The organism is Rhodanobacter sp. FDAARGOS 1247 (assembly GCF_016889805.1).
Classification (GTDB): domain Bacteria; phylum Pseudomonadota; class Gammaproteobacteria; order Xanthomonadales; family Rhodanobacteraceae; genus Rhodanobacter.
This window is the reverse complement of record NZ_CP069535.1, coordinates 1,045,258-1,065,186: the sequence shown is the minus strand read 5'-3', so window position 1 is coordinate 1,065,186 and position 19,929 is coordinate 1,045,258. Positions and strand designations below refer to the sequence as shown.

The 19,929-nt window shown below is 56.1% G+C and carries 17 protein-coding genes; 15 read left to right on the top strand and 2 right to left on the bottom strand.

Annotation, left to right across the window (positions count from 1 at the left end; translation table 11 throughout):
* Positions 1 to 144: 144 nt before the first annotated feature.
* Positions 145 to 2,265 (bottom strand): S9 family peptidase, encoded by a 2,121-nt coding sequence (locus I6J77_RS04600; RefSeq protein ID WP_204110748.1) that lies wholly within the window; start codon positions 2,263 to 2,265, stop codon positions 145 to 147.
* Between the two features lie 200 nt (positions 2,266 to 2,465).
* Between I6J77_RS04600 and I6J77_RS04595 the strand changes: the two genes are divergently transcribed.
* The 15 genes from I6J77_RS04595 to I6J77_RS04525 all read left to right on the top strand — a co-directional run bounded on the left by I6J77_RS04595 (position 2,466) and on the right by I6J77_RS04525 (position 19,054).
* Entirely contained in the window at positions 2,466 to 2,891 is a 426-nt protein-coding gene (locus tag I6J77_RS04595; RefSeq protein ID WP_204110747.1) for a pilin, read from the top strand.
* 416 nt (positions 2,892 to 3,307) lie between these two features.
* Positions 3,308 to 3,730: a pilin gene (locus tag I6J77_RS04590; RefSeq protein ID WP_204110746.1), complete on the top strand. Its 423-nt coding sequence runs from the start codon at positions 3,308 to 3,310 to the stop codon at positions 3,728 to 3,730.
* A 181-nt stretch (positions 3,731 to 3,911) separates the two neighbouring features.
* Positions 3,912 to 5,783, top strand: coding sequence for a lipopolysaccharide assembly protein LapB (locus I6J77_RS04585; RefSeq protein ID WP_204110745.1), 1,872 nt, complete (start codon positions 3,912 to 3,914; stop codon positions 5,781 to 5,783).
* A 302-nt stretch (positions 5,784 to 6,085) separates the two neighbouring features.
* Complete coding sequence (locus tag I6J77_RS04580) at positions 6,086 to 8,155, top strand: hypothetical protein (RefSeq protein WP_204111400.1); 2,070 nt, start codon at positions 6,086 to 6,088, stop codon at positions 8,153 to 8,155.
* A gap of 77 nt (positions 8,156 to 8,232) precedes the next feature.
* The gene (gmd, locus tag I6J77_RS04575; protein WP_204110744.1) at positions 8,233 to 9,342 is read left to right on the top strand and encodes a GDP-mannose 4,6-dehydratase; all 1,110 of its coding nucleotides are present in this window, start codon (positions 8,233 to 8,235) and stop codon (positions 9,340 to 9,342) included.
* A gap of 4 nt (positions 9,343 to 9,346) precedes the next feature.
* Positions 9,347 to 10,267: a GDP-L-fucose synthase gene (locus tag I6J77_RS04570; RefSeq protein ID WP_204110743.1), complete on the top strand. Its 921-nt coding sequence runs from the start codon at positions 9,347 to 9,349 to the stop codon at positions 10,265 to 10,267.
* A complete protein-coding gene (locus I6J77_RS04565) occupies positions 10,267 to 11,592 on the top strand; it encodes a flippase (RefSeq protein ID WP_204110742.1) in 1,326 nt (441 codons plus the stop codon). The genes I6J77_RS04570 and I6J77_RS04565 overlap by 1 nt, the downstream gene beginning before the upstream one ends.
* 70 nt (positions 11,593 to 11,662) lie before the next feature.
* Positions 11,663 to 12,286: a hypothetical protein gene (locus tag I6J77_RS04560; RefSeq protein WP_204110741.1), complete on the top strand. Its 624-nt coding sequence runs from the start codon at positions 11,663 to 11,665 to the stop codon at positions 12,284 to 12,286.
* Positions 12,287 to 12,828: 542 nt separating this feature from the next.
* The gene (locus I6J77_RS04555; RefSeq protein WP_204110740.1) at positions 12,829 to 13,269 is read left to right on the top strand and encodes a hypothetical protein; all 441 of its coding nucleotides are present in this window, start codon (positions 12,829 to 12,831) and stop codon (positions 13,267 to 13,269) included.
* Positions 13,259 to 14,035, top strand: a complete 777-nt coding sequence (locus I6J77_RS04550) for a class I SAM-dependent methyltransferase (RefSeq protein WP_204110739.1) — start codon at positions 13,259 to 13,261, stop codon at positions 14,033 to 14,035. Before I6J77_RS04555 ends, I6J77_RS04550 begins: the two co-directional genes overlap by 11 nt.
* Before the next feature lie 253 nt (positions 14,036 to 14,288).
* Positions 14,289 to 15,392, top strand: a complete 1,104-nt coding sequence (locus I6J77_RS04545; RefSeq protein WP_204110738.1) for a glycosyltransferase family 1 protein — start codon at positions 14,289 to 14,291, stop codon at positions 15,390 to 15,392.
* Positions 15,393 to 15,397: 5 nt separating this feature from the next.
* The gene (locus I6J77_RS04540) at positions 15,398 to 16,396 is read left to right on the top strand and encodes a GDP-mannose 4,6-dehydratase (protein WP_204110737.1); all 999 of its coding nucleotides are present in this window, start codon (positions 15,398 to 15,400) and stop codon (positions 16,394 to 16,396) included.
* A 37-nt stretch (positions 16,397 to 16,433) separates the two neighbouring features.
* Complete coding sequence (locus I6J77_RS04535; protein ID WP_204110736.1) at positions 16,434 to 17,141, top strand: FkbM family methyltransferase; 708 nt, start codon at positions 16,434 to 16,436, stop codon at positions 17,139 to 17,141.
* An 18-nt stretch (positions 17,142 to 17,159) separates the two neighbouring features.
* Positions 17,160 to 17,939, top strand: a complete 780-nt coding sequence (locus tag I6J77_RS04530) for a glycosyltransferase family 2 protein (protein WP_204110735.1) — start codon at positions 17,160 to 17,162, stop codon at positions 17,937 to 17,939.
* 35 nt (positions 17,940 to 17,974) lie between these two features.
* A complete protein-coding gene (locus I6J77_RS04525) occupies positions 17,975 to 19,054 on the top strand; it encodes a glycosyltransferase family 4 protein (RefSeq protein WP_239309195.1) in 1,080 nt (359 codons plus the stop codon).
* A 120-nt stretch (positions 19,055 to 19,174) separates the two neighbouring features.
* Here I6J77_RS04525 and I6J77_RS04520 read toward each other — a convergent pair whose 3' ends face one another.
* Positions 19,175 to 19,927, bottom strand: a complete 753-nt coding sequence (locus tag I6J77_RS04520) for a bifunctional 2-polyprenyl-6-hydroxyphenol methylase/3-demethylubiquinol 3-O-methyltransferase UbiG (RefSeq protein ID WP_204110734.1) — start codon at positions 19,925 to 19,927, stop codon at positions 19,175 to 19,177.
* Between the last annotated feature and the right edge of the window lie 2 nt (positions 19,928 to 19,929).

Below are 19,929 nucleotides of genomic sequence, written 5' to 3'. Positions count from 1 at the left end.
GAGGGTTGGGGTGGGGTCGCTCTTGATCTTCCCCGCGACCCGCGCCCCCCTCCTGACCTCCCCCTGCAGGCAGGGGGAGGGACTAGCCGAACGGAAAGAAAAACGGCGACCCGAAGGCCGCCGTTTTCATCACCACCAACCAGCTCAGTGCGAACCGGCTTTCGCTGCATCCTTCGCCGTCCACTGTTTCAGCCACGCGTTCACCGCGTCGTGCCACTGCACGCTGTTGTGCGGCTTCAGCACCCAGTGGTTCTCGTCCGGGAAGTGCAGCAGCTCGCTGGGAATCCCACGGCGCTGCAGCGCGGTGAACGCGCCCAGGCCCTGGGTGTCGGGGATGCGGAAGTCCTTCGCCGAGTGCACCACCATCATCGGCACGCGCCAGTCCTTGACGTGGTTGACCGGGTTGAACTTCTCGTAGTTCTCGGGGTGGTCGAACGGCGTGCCGCCGTTCTCGTACTCCTCGAACCACAGCTCCTCGGTGTCGTAGTACATCGCGCGCGCGTCGAACACGCCGTCGTGGTCGATCAGGCACTTCCACGGCTGGTTCCACACGCCAGCCATCCAGTACACCATGTAGCCGCCATAACTGGCGCCCAGCGCGCAGGCACGGTCACCGTCGAGGAAGCTGTACTTGTCCAGCGCGGCCTTCCAGCCCAGCTTCAGGTCCTCCAGCGGCTTGCCGCCCCAGTCGCCGGAGATCGAATCGGTGAACGCCTGGCCGTAGCCGGTGGAGCCGTGGAAGTTCACCGTCACCACCGCGAAGCCCTGACCGGCATAGGTCTGCGGGTTCCAGCGATAGCTCCAGCCGTTGCTCATCGCGCCTTGCGGGCCGCCGTGGATGATGAAGGCCACCGGATAGGTCTGCCCGGCCTGGTAGTCGACCGGCTTGACCACGTAGCCCTGCACGGTTTCGTTGTTCCAGCCCTTGAAGGTGAAGAATTCCGCATCACCCATCTTCGCGTTCTTCAGGTCCGCCGCGTTGAAATGGGTGACCTGCTTCAGGTCACTGCCATCGGCGTGGGCCATGTATACATCCGCCGGCCGCTTCAGGTCGTCGCGGGTCAGCAGCAGCTTGCCGGCGGTCAGCGAGAAGCCGCCCACCGTACCCTCGCCCACCAGCTGGCTGACCTTGCCGCTGGCCGCATCGATCGCGAACAGCGGGTGCTGGCCGTTGTCGTCGGCGGTGGCGTACAAGGTCTTGCCGTCGGCCGAAATCGCCAGCCCGCCGGGCGAGCGATCCCACTGCGGATCGACCTCGTGGCGTGCTCCCGTGGCCAGATCCAGCGCCATGATCGCGAAGCGGTCCGCCTCGAAGCCCGGCTTCTTCATCGCCAGGTAGTACAGCGCCTTGCCGTCCGGCGACGCCACCGGGGATGCATCCCACGCCTTGTTTTCGGCGGTCAGGTTCGCAGGTAGAGCCGAGCCATCCGCCGGCACGCTATACACGTCGAAATTGGTCGACCACGGCTCGCTGGTTCCGGCGATGCGTACGTCGAAATACACGGTCTTGCTATCGGGCGAGAAGCTGAACTCGCCCTCGTCACCGAACGGCTTGCTCGGCACGTCGCCGTCGATGCCACGGCTGAGCAGCTTCGGCTCCGCCGCCAGCTGGCCCTTGCCATCGAACTGCCCCACGAACAACTGATTGCGCCGACCATTGGCCCAGGTATCCCAATGCCGCACGAACAGCTTCTTGTAGATCGTGCCGCTGGCCTTGTCCTTGTCGCGTGCGTCGACGCGCTGCTGCGTGCACGCCAGCGTGGCGCAATCGGTGAACACCTCATACGACAGCAGCACCTGCTTGCCGTCCGGCGACAGCTTGTAGCCGCCCAGGTCCAGCGCGCCATGGCTGACCTGGACAGGCGCCGCATGTTTGCCCGGATTGCTACCCAGATCCACCCGCCACAACTGCGCCACATCCTTCGCCGGCGCCACGAAATACAGGCTGCGCCCATCCGCCGACCAGCGCGCCGACCCGCCCTTGTCGACCACCTTCACCGGCTGCGCACCCGCCGCCGACAGATCCAGCACATAAATCGCGCCCACACCCTTGTTCGCCGCGTAATCCGTGCTGCGCACGCCAAACGCCGCATAGCGACCATCCGGCGACAACTGCGGATCCCCCACCCGATCCATCATCACCAGGTCGCGCACATTGAACGCGTGTTCCCCCTGCGCCTTGACGAAGGTGGTATCCACGGCGTCACTCGCCATCGCGGGAGCGGCGACCAGCGCCAGAAGCAGCGCGGCTATCAGAGGTTTCATGGGGGGTTCCTTGGCTTCGTAAAGGCCACGACGTTAAAGCGGGGGTAGCTGGCGCGCAAGCAACCCCGCCTGTGAGCCCGCCCCCCCCCGGAGCACGAACCCACATCCAACAGACGCGGGCACTGTGACGGCGCGCACGATCGGCCTTCACATTTGGTACAAAACGTGCCTGTCAGGTGGGACTCACAGGGGAGTCCACCATGTCGCGCCAGCGCCGTTCCGCCGGTTTCACACTGATCGAGTTGATGATCGTCGTGGCCATCATCGCCATCCTGGCGGCCATCGCACTGCCGCTTTACAGCGACTATGTGGCGCGCTCGCAGGCAGTGGCGGCGCTGGATGAGATCACCTCGGGCCGCACCGCATACGAGGAACGCACCAACAACGGGGACAGTGACGCCACGCTTTACACCACCGTCGACAACCTGGGCATGCAGCAGGAAACAGAACGGTGCCACGTCACAGCGACCGCGCCGGTCGACGGGGTGGGCGAAATCACCTGCCAGATCAAGGGGAACCCCGAGGTAAGGGACAGGAAGATCAACTTGATGCGCAACGGTTCGGGCAACTGGACCTGTCAGACCGATCTTGCAACACGCCAGACTCCGAAGGGATGCCATCCGTAAGCCGTGCCCCAGCCCGGAAGGGATCTCGGCAACCGGCTTGTTCGAGTCAGCATGCCGGTTCCTGTCTATCTTTCCTTGCAATCGCGCCAGGCTAAGTCGCGCCAAAAACTGACGCTGAGCGTCAACTGATGACACGGCACGACAAGACAAATCCTCGCATCAATTTGGGCAAACGCCTCTTTGATGCGCTGATTCGGCATCGCTTGTGAAGATTCGTGACTGTGTGCACAATCATCGAACCCACAACCATGCGGAAATATCACGGCGGTAGTGATGGCACATTATCTGCTTGAACTGCCGTGAGCTTCCTGGTCGTTCCTGACCGCGAGTAAGGGGTACCGTTCCCGCCTAGGGGGAATTCGGGACCGGGGCTCAGGGGGCATCAACGGTTAGCTAACCAAAACAGAGGAAACACCATGAAGAGCATGCAGAAAGGTTTTACCCTGATCGAACTGATGATCGTGGTTGCGATCATCGCGATCTTGGCCGCCATCGCGCTGCCGCAGTACCAGAACTATGTGGCTCGTTCGCAGGCGACTGCCGGCTTGGCTGACGTCACGCCCGGCAAGACCGCGTACGAAGAGCAGGTCAACAACGGTATCGTCGGCGCCAACTCGTACACGGCTGATCTGATCGGCCTTCAGCCCACCACCGAGCGTTGCGCCATCACGACGACGGCTCCGACCTCTGGTGCCGCGAACGATGCGATCAAGTGCGCGCTGAAGGGTAACCCGAAAGTCGCCGGCAAGTATGTCGAGTGGAACCGTAACGGCAGCGGCCTGTGGACGTGCAAGAGCGATCTGGACGACAAGTTCCGCCCGAAGGGTTGCTTCAACTAATCCTCGAGTTCGCACCAACCAGGATCAATTTATTGATCTTGGTGTTCTTCGAAGGGAGGGGCTTACGCCCCTCCTTTTTTTTGCCGCAGGCAAACTGATTTCAAACCAGGTGAAAGTTGTGACCTACCAACACCCGTTCCCTTGGTACCGACTCTGTACCGTGGCCCTTGTTGGATTGGTCTTGTGGCCGGCCCTTTCTGGCAGCTTTATCTTTGACGACTACCCCATCTTCGTAGAGAACCCTGCCTTCCAGTCCGCTCATTGGAACTGGCAAGCCTTTCATGAAGTGTGGCTATGGTCACGGACCAACATCCAGCGCCCTCTGGCCATGCTCAGTTATGCTCTGAACTACGCCGCTGGCGGAAGCATCTGGGGCTTCAAGGCAGTCAACCTGGCCATCCATCTGGTCAATACAGCGCTACTTGCTGCGTTGTGCAAGCGCTTGCTTCGCCATGGCTGGTCACCACGTGGTTCAGACGATCTCATTGCGCACGCCAAGCGCACCTCGACTTGGGCGTGGCTGCTGGCGACAGCATGGGCGCTCCACCCGCTGCAGATATCCACTGTGATGTATGTGGTGCAGCGCATGGAGCTGCTCGGCTTCACCTTTACGCTGCTTGCGCTGTTGTGCTACTGGAAGGCCCGGCAATTGCAGTTGCGGGATCGGCGCGGTTGGCCTTGGCTACTGTCGAGCGCGCTGCTGATTTTCGTGGGCTACTTTGCCAAGGAAACAACTGTACTGGCACCAGGCTACGCCTTGTTACTGGAACTGACCTTGCTGCATTTCGAGGCCGCCCGCCCAAACGCAAAACGCAATTGGCGGTATTTTTACGCAGCAGGCTGCGTGGCAGCGACCGTGGTATTCGTGTTCTATCTGCTGCCGCATTATGTATTCGACCCCGGTGCGTTCGCTGGTCGCCCTTATACCGCCTGGGAACGTGAACTGACCCAGCTTCGCGCACTATCGATGTACATAGGCTGGAGTGTTCTGCCGTTGCCCGGCCAGATGCATTTCTACTACGACAATTACCTTATCTCCACCGGTTGGTTGGCACCAGCAACCACACTGGCTGGCGGTCTGTTCCTGTCATGCCTACTGGGACTGGCATGGGTGATGCGTTTGCGTCGCCCGTTACTGGCCCTTGGCATCGCGTGGTTCTTCATGGCCCATGCCCTCACCAGCGCTCCGCTGCCGTTGGAATTGGTCTTCGAACACCGAAATTACCCTGCACTGTTCGGCATTCTGTTGGCACTGACCGACCTTATCTGGCTGGCCACTCGCCACGCTCATCCCCGATTGCCCGCGATATTGGCCACAATTTTCCTGGCCACGCTCAGCTTCCTCACGGTGTTGCGCGCCGCTACTTGGGGGAATCCGCTGCAACTGGCGATGACACTGGTCCACGACAATTCCTCCTCGCCACGAGCCAGCTACGACCTGGCCCGCCTGTACATGGATTTGTCTCACGATGATCCGCAATCACCGTTGTTCGCGCGCGCCATCGCCGAACTGGAGCGTGGCGCGGCTCTGCCGAATTCTTCCCCACTGCCGGAACAAGCCCTGTTGCTGACCGCCGCGTCCGAGGGTGTTCCTGCGCAGGCAGCATGGTGGCAGAGCTTGTTTGACAAATTGCGGAACCGGCCGCTGGGGCCACAGGAGTACCGGGCATTACAGGGACTCGCCTCGCGAGCGGTCGAAGGGAAGGTAAACCTCGACCCTCAACGTCTTGGCGAAGCCTATCAAATAGCGATTGAAAGAAGTCCCAACTACGCCTCCTTGCACGTGCAGTACGCGGACGTCGCCAGCGTTGTCATGCACGACATGCCACTCGCGCTACACCACCTGCAAACCGCCATTGATATCAACAAGAATGATCCTGACTACGCCAGTCGATTGATTGGATACCTGATTGCCAATGGCCGCTTGTCGGAAGCCTCCGCATTGTTCAAGCAAGCAGAACAGGCACAGCCGAACCTGCAACGAAACCCCCATTGGAAGGCAGTACGAGCGCAACTTGAAGCACGTCAACAAGGTGGCCAGCCGGAGTCATAAATCAGCCCCTCCAACTCTTCGCCTGGACCTCCAGTTGGCAAGTTTGCTAGCCATCGCAGCATTGTCGATTGGAAGCTGAGTCGACGCTGCTGGTGAGAAAAGCTTGCTGGATCGCTCTCGATATTTGATGGCAAACCCAACCTATGCGGCTGGCCCAGGTGTGCGACAGTGGAGCAATACACGCAAAGAAGACGCATCATGAGCCCCACTAGAACCGAAGCGTCGCCTCACAGCAGCCTCTACCAGGCTCTATCGTGAAGGTCACGGCACACAACGGTCGCAATAGCATCTTGTTACTGGCCATGGCGATGGCTCTGGTTTCGCTCATCTATGGCACAGGTCTCGACGGTGGTTGGCTTTTCGACGACTACCCCAACATCGTCGACAACCAAGGCGTACATCCCGTCGATGCCAGCGTCGCGAGCTTGGTCCGCGCCGCGCTTTCTTCTCCAGCCAGCGAGTTCAAACGTCCCCTAGCTTCGTTGAGTTTCGCTGCGAACTATCTGGCGAGCGGTCTCAACCCGTACAGTTGGAAGCTGACCAACCTGGTCATCCACCTGGCGAACGGGGTATTGGTTTTCCTGCTGGCACACGCGCTGCTGGCGGCTTCCAAAGAAACTCGCCACCGGATCGAGCCCGGAGCAGGCGCTGTGCGCGATATTTCCTTAGCAACATTTTCAGGAGCATCACGGACGAGGCGCGCCCGCCGAGATAAGCGGGCGGGCATTGTGGCGGCGCTGATCGCCGCCGCTTGGATGCTGCTGCCGATCAACCTTACCGCCGTGCTGTACGTGGTGCAGCGCATGGAGAGTATGGCCAACCTTTTCGTATTGCTGGGTCTGGTTGGTTATGTCGCAGGCAGACGTTCCATGCTGGCCATTCCTTCGCAACGCGGCGGCAAACCGGAACCAAGGCAACGGATGAGGTCCGGCTTTGCGCTATGCGCTGCCAGCATCACCTTACCCGCGGCATTCGGCTTGCTCGCCAAGGAAACAGCAGTGATGCTGCCGCTATACGCCGCATTGATCGAATGGGCGGTGTTCGGATTTTCCGCGACAACCTTCGCTGCCGCACCCAGGCATCGCGACCGGCAGATCGTCCTTCTATTCGTACTGGTGTTGATGCTGCCGATGGTGATCGGGTTGACGTGGCTGGTGCCGCAGGTACTGAAGCCGGAGTCCTGGGCCACCCGCGATTTTGACCTTGGCACACGCCTTCTCAGCGAGACACGAATAGTCGTCGACTACCTGGTATGGACGCTGTTGCCTACACCGAACGCGCTGTCCTTCTATCACGATGATTTCAGGATCTCGGACGGACTGCTGACGCCGCCGAGCACACTTGTAAGCATCCTGTTCCTGATTGCATTGGTCGCGCTGACGGTATGGCTGAAGAAGCGGCGGCCTCTGGCGGCACTCGGCATCGCGCTGTTCCTTGGTTGTCAATTACTCACCGGCACCATCCTCCCACTGGAACTGATCTACGAACACCGCAACTACTTTGCCAGCTTCGGACTGCTGTTGACGATAGTGCCTCTGCTTGCCGCCCCGGCGAGCACGCCGAAAACGCCGATCGCGAATGCCCGGGACACCGCGGAAGACCGCGATCGCGACGCCTTGCCGTTTCCGCTACCGCGGTACGTCCTGCTCGGTTCGCTGATGATGTGCTGGACCGCACTTACCGCTTTCACGGCCCACGCCTGGAGCGATCCGCTGCGGCTGGCCGAGGATCTCGCCTCACGCGCGCCCCAGTCGCCACGGGCCCAATACGAACTGGGCCGCACCTACATCATCTATTCGCATTACGATCCGGCTTCGCCCTTCACCCACCTGGCCTACGCGCCGCTGGAGGCATCTGCCGCCCTGCCCAATTCTTCGGTCCTGCCGGAGCAAGCGCTGATCTTCATGAACTCACGCATGGGCCTTCCGCTGAAGGATACCTGGTGGGACAACATGATCGCCAAGCTGAAGGCCCACGCGCCCGGCGTGCAGGACGAAAGTTCCCTAGGCGCCCTGACTCAATGTGTACGGGACGGACGCTGCCAATTGCCGTTCCAGCGCATGGTTGCGGCGTTCGACGCTGCCCTTGCCCACCCCAATCCAAGCTCACGCCTGCTGGCTATCTATGGCGACTACGCATGGAACGTACTGGACAACCGCGAACTGGGTCTCAAGATGACGGAGGCCGCCACTGTTGCCAGCCCGGATGAACCGGCGTACCGGATCACCTTGATCAGGATGCTAATCGCGCAGCATCAACTCCGGCGCGCCAAGGAAACCCTGCATGTACTGCGGAGGCTGAATGTGGGTGGCCGACTTGACCGGGAACTGTCTGCGCTGGAATACCGCTTGAGTGAAGCAGCCCGCAATTGACCCCACTACCGCTACGCATGCTGGCGAGCTGCGTTTAGACTGTCTCATTGCGACCACCAACGAGTATTGGAAGCCATATGAAGCGCGCCCTTGTATCAGGAATCACAGGCCAGGACGGCGCCTATCTGGCGGAATTCCTGCTGGCCAAAGGCTATGAAGTCCATGGCATCAAGCGGCGAGCCTCTTCGTTCAACACCGACCGCATTGACCACTTGTATCAGGATCCCCACGAAGGCACATCCCGCTTTTTTTTGCATTACGGTGACTTGACGGACGCCAGTAACCTGATCCGCATCATCCAGCAGGTGCAGCCGGACGAAATCTACAACCTCGGTGCGCAGAGTCACGTGCAGGTGTCATACGAGACGCCGGAATACACCGCCAACACGGATGCAATCGGGACGCTCCGTATCCTTGAGGCCATTCGCATCCTGGGCCTAGAAAACAAGACCCGCTACTACCAGGCTTCCACATCCGAACTCTATGGCTTGGTGCACGAAACGCCGCAGCGAGAGACAACGCCGTTTCATCCGCGCTCACCTTATGGCGTCGCAAAGCTCTACGCCTATTGGATCACCGTCAACTATCGCGAGTCCTATGGCATGTATGCCTGCAACGGCATCCTGTTCAATCACGAGTCGCCACGCCGCGGCGAAACATTTGTAACGAGGAAGGTCACGCGTGCACTAGCACGCATCCACCTAGGCCTGCAGGACTGTCTTTACCTCGGCAATCTTGACGCACGACGCGACTGGGGTCATGCCCGAGACTATGTCGAGGCACAATGGTTGATGTTGCAACAGGAACAGCCAGAAGACTATGTAATCGCCACCGGGGTACAGCACTCGGTCCGCGAATTCATCGAACACAGCGCCGGCCAACTTGGCATCACCCTCGCTTGGCATGGGACCGGCGCCGATGAGTACGCCTGTATCAGCACGGTACGTCCTGACTCCTTCGCTAGTCCCGGTCAACGCGTTGTCGCGATCGATCCACGCTACTACCGCCCAGCCGAGGTGGAAACGCTGTTGGGCGACCCTAGCAAGGCGCGCAAGCAGCTCGGCTGGATTCCCCGGACCGGCTTTACCGAGCTGGTCAGCGAGATGATGCAAAACGATCTGGCGCTCGCCAAACGCGATGCGCTGCTGGCAAACGCTGGATTCGAGGCGCACTCGCCGCAGGAATGATCCCATGAATCTCTATTCCCGCATCTACGTAGCAGGTCACCGTGGACTTGTTGGCAGCGCCATAGTCCGTCGCCTAGTCACCGACGGCGCAACCAATTTGATCCTGCGAACCCATCAGGAATTGGATCTCACCAACCAAGCCGCGGTCGAGGCGTTTTTCGCTGCAGAACAACCTGAGTATGTCTTCCTGGCCGCCGCCAAAGTCGGGGGCATCCACGCCAACAGCACTTATCCTGCGGAGTTCATTCACGACAACCTGGCTATCCAGACGAATGTGATTCACAACGCGTGGAAGCATGGCACGAAAAAACTGCTGTTCCTCGGCTCGTCGTGTATCTACCCGCGCGACTGTCCTCAACCAATTAAGGAAGAGTATTTGTTGACCGGTCCGTTGGAGCCGACCAACGAATGGTATGCCGTCGCCAAGATTGCGGGACTGAAATTGTGTCAGGCCTACAAGAGGCAGTACGACTTCGACGCAATCTGCGCAATGCCCACCAATTTGTACGGACCTGGTGACAATTTTGATCCGGACAACGCGCATGTGGTACCAGCGCTTATCCGACGTCTTCACGAAGCAAAGCTTGCGCAAGCTCGAGAAGTCACCGTCTGGGGCAGTGGCAAACCATTACGCGAGTTGTTGCATGTAGATGACCTCGCCGAAGCGTTGATTTTGCTAATGGGCGTTTCCGGGGAAACGGACATTATCAATATAGGTTCCGGCGAAGAAATCAGCATCGCTCACCTTGCACACGCAATCGCCCAAGCTGTCGGATACACGGGCGACCTCACGTTTGATAAAACCAAACCAGATGGAACCCCACGAAAACTGCTGGACGCTACAAGAATCCGTACACATGGCTGGAAGCCAAAAATACCACTGTCAGAAGGACTGGCCGCAACATATCAACAGTTCAAGAGCTGATGGATGCCACCTGGCTTAAATATCTCCCAGAAGCACTTCGGGAGAAGATTCAAGGGCGTTCAGGGCTTCAAGCTGTCGTGGCCAACGGCGGCTGGTTGGCTGGGGACAAAATCCTTCGCCTCATCGTGGGCATGCCAATCACCATCTGGATGGCCCGATATCTAGGACCAGACGTCTTTGGGCTACTTAGTTATGCAATCGCATTTGTTGCCATATTTGGCGCGATTGCTTCAGCGGGCCTTGATGGAGTCGTGATCCGCGAACTTGTGCGGCAGCCGCCACACATCAAGCGAATCATGGATACCGCTTTCGCTCTAAAATTTCTCATGGGACTCGTTGCGCTTACGCTGACGCTTGTCACAGCAAAAATCATTGAATCGCACGACCCGAGAACCTACCTGCTGGTCGCCATCATAGCCGCCGGTTTTGTATTCCAGTCATTTGACGTTATCGACTTATGGTATCAGTCGCAGGTCAAATCTGGCTTTACCGTACGGGCAAAGCTTGTCGCATTCTTAACCTCATCGGCCCTCAGGATAGCGCTAATCCTAAATGCCGGCAATCTCATGGCATTCGCGCTCGCAAGCCTGATCGAGATCGCAATTGGCGCAGCCTGCTTGGTAATTACGTACTCGAAACAAAAGCAACGCCTGACCGGCCGCAGTTTCGACGCAAGGCAGGCAAGGTATCTACTGAACGAGAGCTGGCCACTTCTATTGGCAGGGATAACGGTAACTCTCTATATGCGAATCGACATGGTGATGCTGCAAGAAATGACCAATGCGCATCAAGTTGGCATCTACGCCGCCGCCACCAAATTATCGGAGGTCTGGTATGCGCTTCCAATGATTCTTTCTTCCTCGCTGTTTCCCGCGATTCTCCGCAGTCATCAGCTTGACCCCACAACCTATCTGCGACGCGTACGCCGTCTGTACTTCCTATTCACCTGGATTGCGATCTGCATCTCATTGCCCATGTCCTTGGGCGCAAACTCGCTCATATCCGCCCTTTACGGCCGAGAATTCGCCGACGCGGGCCCAGTGCTGGCGGTTCATCTGTGGGCAAGCATTGCGGTGTTCTTGGGCATCGCAAGTAGCCAACACTTGCTTGCGGAAAACCTTCAAATCGTCTCACTTTATCGAACTGCAATCGGAATCGTGTGCAATGTTCTCCTAAATCTCATTCTGATTCCGCGCTATCAAGTTATGGGGGCAGCAATTGCAACAGTGGTGTCCTACTTCGTTGCAACCTTTTCGATAGTGATATTCCCCAGCACACGGGTCCATGCAAAGTACATGCTGCTTTCGCCATTCGTGAAGCAATAGCCTAAACCTAGGGTCATACGACGTGTCAAATCACCCCGAGAAGCCGAACTTGCCAACCCTTCTATCCAGGATGCTCCAAAGCATCCGGTGCCTTGTCTTTGGACAAGGCCAGTGGCGCAGTATCCGTCACCAAGCGGCGGTCGATCGTGATGGAGCACCAATTCCGTGGTACACATACTCCTCCATAGAATATCTCCGCAACTTCGATCTGACCGATTGCGACGTTTTTGAATTTGGCGCCGGAAACTCGTCACTGTTTTGGAGCGGCCTGACTCGAAGTACCACGTCGGTAGAAGATGATCCCGAATGGTATTCAAAGGTCCAGAAGAAGGCCCGGCCCAACCAACAGATCTTGCTTCGACAAGAGGAAGATGACTACGTAAATTCGCTCGGCTCGATGTCACGAAAGTTTGACGTCATCATCGTTGATGGCAAATGGCGTGCAAGGTGTATGGCAGAGGCTGTTAGTCATCTGAGAATCGGGGGCATGATAATACTCGACAATTCCGACTGGCACCCGGCGACCTGCCTGTCTATTAGGGATAATGGATTTTTTCAAATCGATTTCAGTGGCCCCGGCCCCATCAACGGTTACTGCACAACAACATCGATTTTCATCCGCGCAGACTGTACGCTTCAGGGAAATTTTCATCCCGCCACGCCAATTGGCGGCATCAGACACGTCGCAGATTAGAATTATCTGTCGCTAAAACTCTTCAATCCGGTAATTCCGACGTGAAAAGCCCAGTTCTATTCATAGTTTTCAATCGCCCTGAAACTACGCGCACGGTCTTTGACGCCATTCGCGCATCAAGGCCGCCGCGACTCTACGTGGCGGCAGACGGGCCACGCTCGCGCGTAGCGAATGAAGATGTCCGGTGCCAGCAAGTAAGGGACATTGCTACTAACGTGGACTGGCCATGCCAATTGACAACGAGATTTAGCGACGTCAACCTGGGCTGCAAGAAAGGAGTATCCAGCGCACTCAACTGGTTCTTCGATCAGGAAGAAGAAGGCATTGTGCTAGAGGACGACGTGCTCCCGGTCGAGGGCTTCTTCGAGTATTGCGATGAATTGCTAGACAGGTATCGGGGCCACCCAGAGATCGGAATAATAAGCGGATGTAACCTCGTGACGTCCAACTGCCAAGGTACGAGCAGTTACTTCTTCTCGCGCTATGCTCACATTTGGGGATGGGCAACTTGGAGGCGCACTTGGCGGCTCTACGATGTAACGATGACCGCTTGGCCGGCATGGCGGGACGGGGGGGGGCTGACCGAGGAATTCACCGCAAACGCTCCACAACAAGCTTACTGGCGAGGAATGCTTGATCAGGTCTATGAAGGAAAAATCGATACATGGGACTATCAACTGGCATTCGCGTGTTGGCGAAATAATATGCTGTCGATCATCCCCAGTCGCAATTTGACGCTGAACATCGGTTTCGGCATCGACGCGACTCATACTGTCGGCGAGACACCCAAGTTGGTGCGCAAGTCCGCGCCAAAACCAATCACATTCCCTCTTGACCATCCCGATAGGGTCGAACGCACCGCGAAGACGGATGATGAAATCTGGCGTAAGGTTTTCCGTCGGAAGCTCATCAGCAGGATCAAACTCTTCTTATTATCTTTGAAGAGCCAACTTTTTCATAACGGCGTCAGTAATGCAAAGTAACTCCATCGTCTGCCGCGTCTGTGGTGAAGCCTCGGATTTCTTGTGTACCGGAAATCTTCTTGGCAACCCTGTTCGCTATTTCGAGTGCCCCTCCTGTGAATATGTACAAACCGAACAGCCCTACTGGCTTGACAAGGCGTACGCATCGGCCATTACCTCGGCTGACACCGGAATAATGACGAGGAATATCTCCAACGCGAAAATAGTAATATCCACACTTCTCGTCCTCGGCAGAATCCACTCCAAGGTACTGGATTATGCGGGCGGCCACGGAATTCTTGTCCGCCTCCTTCGCGACTACGGAGTCGACGCCCTGTGGTCTGACCGATATTGCACGAATCTTGTCGCGAGGGGTTTTGAACACAATAACGAAAGTGTGGGACTGGTGACGGCATTTGAAGCGTTCGAACACTTTACGGATCCCTGCCACGAACTCGATCGCATGCTGATGGCCTCTTCCAGCGTAATTATCTCGACGCTGCTCATCCCCAAACCAACACCCAATCCGGCAGAGTGGTGGTATTACGGCCTGGAGCATGGCCAGCACATCGGCTTCTTTCGGTCCACCACATTGATGAAGATCGCAGCCGATCGGGGAATGCGTTTTTATACAAACGGTTCTGACTACCACGTTATAACCAAGGAAAAATTCAATGGTGTTTTATGGCGCATGGCGATAAGGTGGCGTTTTCTCGCGCCTTTGTTATGTAAGCCATTCTTAAAATCTTTGACATGGGTCGATCACCTGCAATTTTTGCGGAAGTAGCTAAAAGCCGTAGATAGCTCATAAAGCACCCAATACTAGATAGCTCTTCATCCAATCGGCGATAGACCGCCATTGATTTATATCTTATATGTTGTAATCCCGCCCGACCAGGCAGGACCCAGCCTCCGAATTATCTCGCCGCGGCGTTCTTTAAAGTGATCAATATCGCGATGCACAGAAATTCATTACCGCCATGCCTACTCCTTAAACTCCTAGACTCCTAGACTCCTAGACTCCAAATCGACCAACTGCGATGCACATCACCTACGACTACCAGATATTCGGATTCCAAAAGTACGGTGGCGTCTCGCGATACTTTCATGAGATCGCGACACTAATTCCATGTATTGCAGGCGACACGGTAGACGTCTTTTCCCCGCTATATGTTAATGAATACATCCGAAGCGAAGCTCGCACTCGAGTTTGGGGGCTCAAGATTCCGCAGACCCGCCCGAATTTGATCGCCGCGCGGATCACAAACGTCGCACTGACAACATTGAGAAGCACCGTAAGTCGAAGTTCGGATATTTTCCACGAAACATACTATTCGAAGCGTGATCACGGCCCTAGGTCAGCCAAGCGGATCATTACTGTCTACGACATGATTCACGAGAAGTTTTTCGAATCATTTCCCCACGCTGATAAAGTTCGGCGGGCAAAGAAATCGGCCATTCGTCGGGCTGATCATGTGATATGCATTTCGGAGAACACTCGACGCGACTTGATTGAAATAACCGGCATCCCCGAGGAGGTGACCTCAGTGGTTCACCTCGGATACGCTTTAACCAATATACCGCAGAGCGCCCTACCCGACTGGCAAAAATCGCCCTACATACTATATGTTGGTTTACGCGACGGATATAAAAATTTCCACCGCCTTCTCGCCGCCTACTCGAACTCCGGTCTTCAGAGGGACTTCTTGTTAGTTTGTTTTGGTGGAGGGCCGCTAAAGGATCGAGAGATTTCGCTGATTCGTTCGCTGGGTCTCCAACCCCAGAATATCATCGTCCTTTCTGGTGACGACAGTGTGCTATCAGCTCTCTACGTATCAGCTTCTGCCTTTGTATATCCATCTCTATACGAAGGATTTGGTATCCCTCCGCTGGAGGCCATGTCTCTAGGCTGTCCAGTTGCGTGCTCGAACACCAGCTCCCTGCCCGAAGTGGTGGGGGCGGCGGCCGAGCTTTTTGATCCGCGCGATGTGGACGACATGGGCGCGGCGCTTTCCAGAGTCCTGTTGTCAACGGACCACTCCAAAGACCTGATCAGGCTCGGACACGAGCGGATCAAGCACTTTTCTTGGGCAAAATGTGCGAATGAGACCTTGAACGTCTACAGACAGCTTGTGGGGGGGTGAAAGACATGAAGCGCGCGTTGATTTTCGGTGTTGGTGGCCAAGATGGGGGATATCTGGCCCAATTACTATTGAGCAAGGGTTATGAGGTCTATGGGTCCTCCCGCGATGCTCAAGTGACCACGTTCGCCAATTTGCACGCATTGGGTATACGTGACCGTGTTCGATGCGTGTCCATTGCTGCAAACGATTTCCGCAGTGTGCTGCAGGCTCTCGCCAGAATTCAGCCTGACGAAATTTATAACCTTTCTGGACAGAGTTCCGTTGGCCTCTCCTTTGATCAGCCCGTCGAAACAATGGAAAGCATAAGTACAGCCACGCTCAATCTGCTTGAGGCGATCCGTTTCATCGGCAGCCCCGTGCGTCTATATAGTGCTGGCTCTGGCGAGTGTTACGGAGAGACTGGGGGAGTGGTCTGTGATGAAGCGACGCCATTCCGGCCTCGTAGTCCGTATGCGGTGGCAAAGGCCACCGCATACTGGCAGGTGGCTAATTATCGAGAAGCTTATTCTCTGTTCGCATGCACGGGTATACTTTTCAATCACGAATCGCCGCATCGGCCCGAGCGCTTCGTAACACGAAAAATCACTGCGGCCGCATCCCGAATTGCAGACGGGAGTAAAGAAAAGCTGCTACTGGGCAACCTTTCAATTTCGCGGGACTGGGGTTGGGCACCTGACTACGTCGAGGCCATGTGGGCTATGCTTCAGCAGCCACGGCCCGATGATTTCGTGATCGCCACCGGCGTCAGTCATACGTTGGAAGACTTTGTAGATCTCGCTTTCTCAGAGCTGAGCTTGAAATGGCGCGATCATGTCAGCGTTGATCCACAACTCTTTAGGCCTACGGATCTGACCAAGAACGCAGCCAATCCAGGCAAAGCTCATCGAGTACTGAATTGGCGTGCTAAACACGATATGCGATATGTCGTAAAGGCGATGCTCGACGCGGAAACCTCCAGAAGCACTTTCCCAAAGCTCGCCCATCGAGCCTCCACATTAAATTAGCGGACTACACATGCATCTTCGGGCATTCGAAGCAATCGTGAGGCATATCGGCCAGCGATTTGGCATTGATATTCACAGGCATAGACCAGAAAGCTCGGAATATGGTCGGTTGTCGCGCATGCTTTCATGTCAGAACATCAACTTGGTGTTCGATGTAGGGGCCAACGTGGGCCAGTTTGCCAAGTCGTTGCGGCGGGCAGGCTATAAGCATCGCCTCGTCTCATTCGAGCCTCTATCTTCCGCGCATCGAACGCTGCTGCACAACAGCCGGAAGGATTTGTTGTGGGAAGTTGCACCGCGCTGCGCCATAGGTGATCGCGAGGAAGAGATCGAAATTCATGTCTCTGGAAATTCCGTAAGTAGTTCAGCACTTAACATGTTAAATGAACATATGGTCGCTGCACCCGACTCCAAGTATGTTGGTATCGAGTACGCATCCGTATCGAGGCTTGACGACATTGCCATCAGTTATTTAAAAGATGATGACGCCAAGTTCTTTTTGAAGATAGACACACAAGGTTACGAGGATCGCGTGCTCGATGGTGCCAGCAACTTGCTAACGGACGCCAGGGGATTGCATATGGAGTTGTCTTTTGTGGCTCTCTATGACGGGCAGAAATTATTTGATGATCTGGTGCAACGCCTTAGCTCTCTCGGTTTTGCCATCTGGGCAATTTGGCCAGGCCTCTGCGACCCTCGCAGTGGCCGCATGCTTCAGGTCGACGTAACTTTTTTCCGCCGTTGACGGCTTATGAATAAATCCATGAACTCCTTCAGTGAGCACGACGACACCACCTCCCCAAGAATTTCCATTATCGTGGCGACATGGAATGCGTCAAAGACCATTGAGCGTTGTCTGCATTCCGTCATCGAGCAAAATTTTTCGGACTGGGAATTGCTAATCGCAGACGGCGGCTCGGACGACGGCACAGTTGAACTACTTCGTAAGTACCAGTCTCATATTTTCTGGTGGCAAAGCAAAAGAGACAAAGGTATCTACGATGCTTGGAATCAGGCACTCGTGCATGCGAGAGGCGAGTATGTCTGCTTTCTTGGTGCGGACGACGCTTTGGCCGATATCAACGTGCTGTCACGGATCTGCAACGCAATTGGAACGCAGACCTATGATTTAGTGTCATCTCGGGGCCTGATCTTTGACCCGAGAAACAATAAGAAGAGCATCTTTGGCGGACCATGGAACTATAAACGCTTGGGGCGCCGCATGGTAATGTGTCATCCCGGCCTACTCCATCGGCGCACATTATTCCAGCGCTACGGACAATTCGACGCCCGATACCGTATCGCTGGCGATCTCGATTTTCTACTTCGTCTACCCGTTAGTACACGGACCATGCATCTGGACATTGTCAGTGTCTTGATCGAAGCCATGGGCATCAGTCGGAGCAGTGTTCTTCCACGACTAAGGGAGCAACGCGAAGCACTTGTCCGAAGCGATCGCCACGGCGTGGTTCGCGCTTATCTCGCTTGGCTAGACAAGCTCTGGCGTTATCCCATCGCACGACTTTTCAACATCCCGCATTGAGATATCCAGCATCCTGCGTTCGATAGGACCTCCCTTTGCGTCTTTTGCTCATCTCAAAACGCAGTCCGCAGCAACGCGATCTGATTGAACGGCCCTATGGCCGGTTCCACCATATTGCGGCGGAACTTGCTTCGCGTGGACATGAAGTTCAGGTGCTCCTTTGCAGTCACCGAAGCTTGCCATCCTCTCGTATCCGAATCGCCAATGTGGACTGGCTAAGTTCGGACGTACGAACGCTCGGCATCGGCAGCTTTCTTCGAGAGCTTAATCAATACGCCGCTGAGTTTGAGCCGGACTGGATCGTGGGCATGTCCGACATCTATTACGGTTGGATCGCGAGCAGGATAGGCCGCGCAATGGGAGCACGTGTTGCTATCGACGCCTACGACAACTACGAGGCCTACATGCCTTGGAACCTGCCTTTGCATTTACTGTGGAGAAGGTCGATCCGTACCGCTGATCTGGTGACGGCCGCAGGCCCTCAGTTGGCCCAGCGACTGCAGTCACATCGCAGAGACGGACACCCGGTAGAGGTCATTCCCATGGCTGCGGACCCGGAGTTCCGGCCACTGGATAAGCAGGCCTGTCGTCGTGTGCTGGGGTTGCCGGCTGAAAGGCACCTGATTGGCTACGTGGGAAGCTGGGGAAGAAATCGAGGCACGGCCATGTTGATCGACGCGTTCCGGCGAGCGCGTGCACTGCGGCCAGATCTTCAACTGGTGCTCAGCGGCAAGCCGCCACCGGAAGCACTAGCCGAACCAGGCATACTCTGTACCGGCTACCTGTCTGATGCGCAGATGCCCAATTTGATTAATGCATTGGACGTAGCCTGCGTGGTCACTGCTGACACAAGCTTCGGTCGATACAGCTACCCTGCCAAGCTATGCGAAGCCATGGCGTGCAATGTGCCAGTCGTAGCCACAAATACCGAACCGGTGAGCTGGATGCTTGCGGGAGACGCCGATCATCTCGTCCATCATGGAGATGCCGCGGGCTTTGCCGAACGCATGCTGGATCTTCTGGACAGGCCGCGAGCGGAATATGGACCGCGCCCCACGTGGAATATGCATTCAAAGCAATTTGAACATCTACTGATCACCTTGTCCCGCCAGTAGCCTCGACTCTCCAAATACGTATGGTTCACGAACGCGGAGACGCGACTACAACGTCAAAGAACAAATTCACCATTCTCTGATCGATTTCCACAGCCAAATTTTGTAGATATTTATTACTCCTCATGCGGGACGCGTGCAAACAAATACCATCTGATGGCAATGCGTGGCATCCATTCGCTCAAACATGGGCTGCAGAAACATGGGGAGAGGATAGTAACCAAATCCTCGTGCGCGTTCGACCACGAACCCGGCGGACTGAAGAAATTCGCGCAAGACCCGAAAACTGAAAACCACAAGGTGACGGTGCTGTGGCGTACCAGTCGTAACATCATCGCGGACGACTCCTGATACGCTGACCGGTTGCTCTGATTCAATTAGACTATTGGAGTCTGGATGCGGCCCAGAGGATGGCATTTTTCCAAGCAGTATCTGGATCGCAGTGAAATAGGTACTAATGTTCGGAGTCAGGATGATCAGCCTGCCACCGGGCCTCAGTACACGGTGACATTCATTGACAAATGAGCAAGGCATCAATAAGTGCTCAATCACCGAATATGCTATGACGCAATCCTTCGAACCCGTTTCGATGGGAAGCGCGCGATTGAGATCTGCCTCTACGATATCAAGACCTTTCGCCTGCCCCTGTTCTACGGCCACCCTACTCCACTCCAATCCGGCGTAATGGAACCCCTCTTTGTCCGTACCGCACTGACCAAAAGTGGCAAGAAGCTCATGCCCGCTACCGCTGCCACAATCAAGTACGTCACGGGCAGGATGCAAGAGTGCCGAACTTCTTGCGAAGGCATAGGCATCACGCATGGTCCGTGCATACTGCCTCTTGAGCATGGTAGCGAATAAATTTTTAAACAACATTC

Coding starts and splice junctions, on each gene's coding strand:
- I6J77_RS04600 (WP_204110748.1), bottom strand. CDS start 2,265: ATGAAACCTCTGATAGCCGCGCTGCTTCTGGCGCTGGTCGCCGCTCCC.
- I6J77_RS04595 (WP_204110747.1), top strand. CDS start 2,466: ATGTCGCGCCAGCGCCGTTCCGCCGGTTTCACACTGATCGAGTTGATG.
- I6J77_RS04590 (WP_204110746.1), top strand. CDS start 3,308: ATGAAGAGCATGCAGAAAGGTTTTACCCTGATCGAACTGATGATCGTG.
- I6J77_RS04580 (WP_204111400.1), top strand. CDS start 6,086: ATGGCGATGGCTCTGGTTTCGCTCATCTATGGCACAGGTCTCGACGGT.
- gmd (WP_204110744.1), top strand. CDS start 8,233: ATGAAGCGCGCCCTTGTATCAGGAATCACAGGCCAGGACGGCGCCTAT.
- I6J77_RS04570 (WP_204110743.1), top strand. CDS start 9,347: ATGAATCTCTATTCCCGCATCTACGTAGCAGGTCACCGTGGACTTGTT.
- I6J77_RS04565 (WP_204110742.1), top strand. CDS start 10,267: ATGGATGCCACCTGGCTTAAATATCTCCCAGAAGCACTTCGGGAGAAG.
- I6J77_RS04560 (WP_204110741.1), top strand. CDS start 11,663: ATGCTCCAAAGCATCCGGTGCCTTGTCTTTGGACAAGGCCAGTGGCGC.
- I6J77_RS04555 (WP_204110740.1), top strand. CDS start 12,829: ATGACCGCTTGGCCGGCATGGCGGGACGGGGGGGGGCTGACCGAGGAA.
- I6J77_RS04550 (WP_204110739.1), top strand. CDS start 13,259: ATGCAAAGTAACTCCATCGTCTGCCGCGTCTGTGGTGAAGCCTCGGAT.
- I6J77_RS04545 (WP_204110738.1), top strand. CDS start 14,289: ATGCACATCACCTACGACTACCAGATATTCGGATTCCAAAAGTACGGT.
- I6J77_RS04540 (WP_204110737.1), top strand. CDS start 15,398: ATGAAGCGCGCGTTGATTTTCGGTGTTGGTGGCCAAGATGGGGGATAT.
- I6J77_RS04530 (WP_204110735.1), top strand. CDS start 17,160: ATGAACTCCTTCAGTGAGCACGACGACACCACCTCCCCAAGAATTTCC.
- I6J77_RS04520 (WP_204110734.1), bottom strand. CDS start 19,927: ATGTTGTTTAAAAATTTATTCGCTACCATGCTCAAGAGGCAGTATGCA.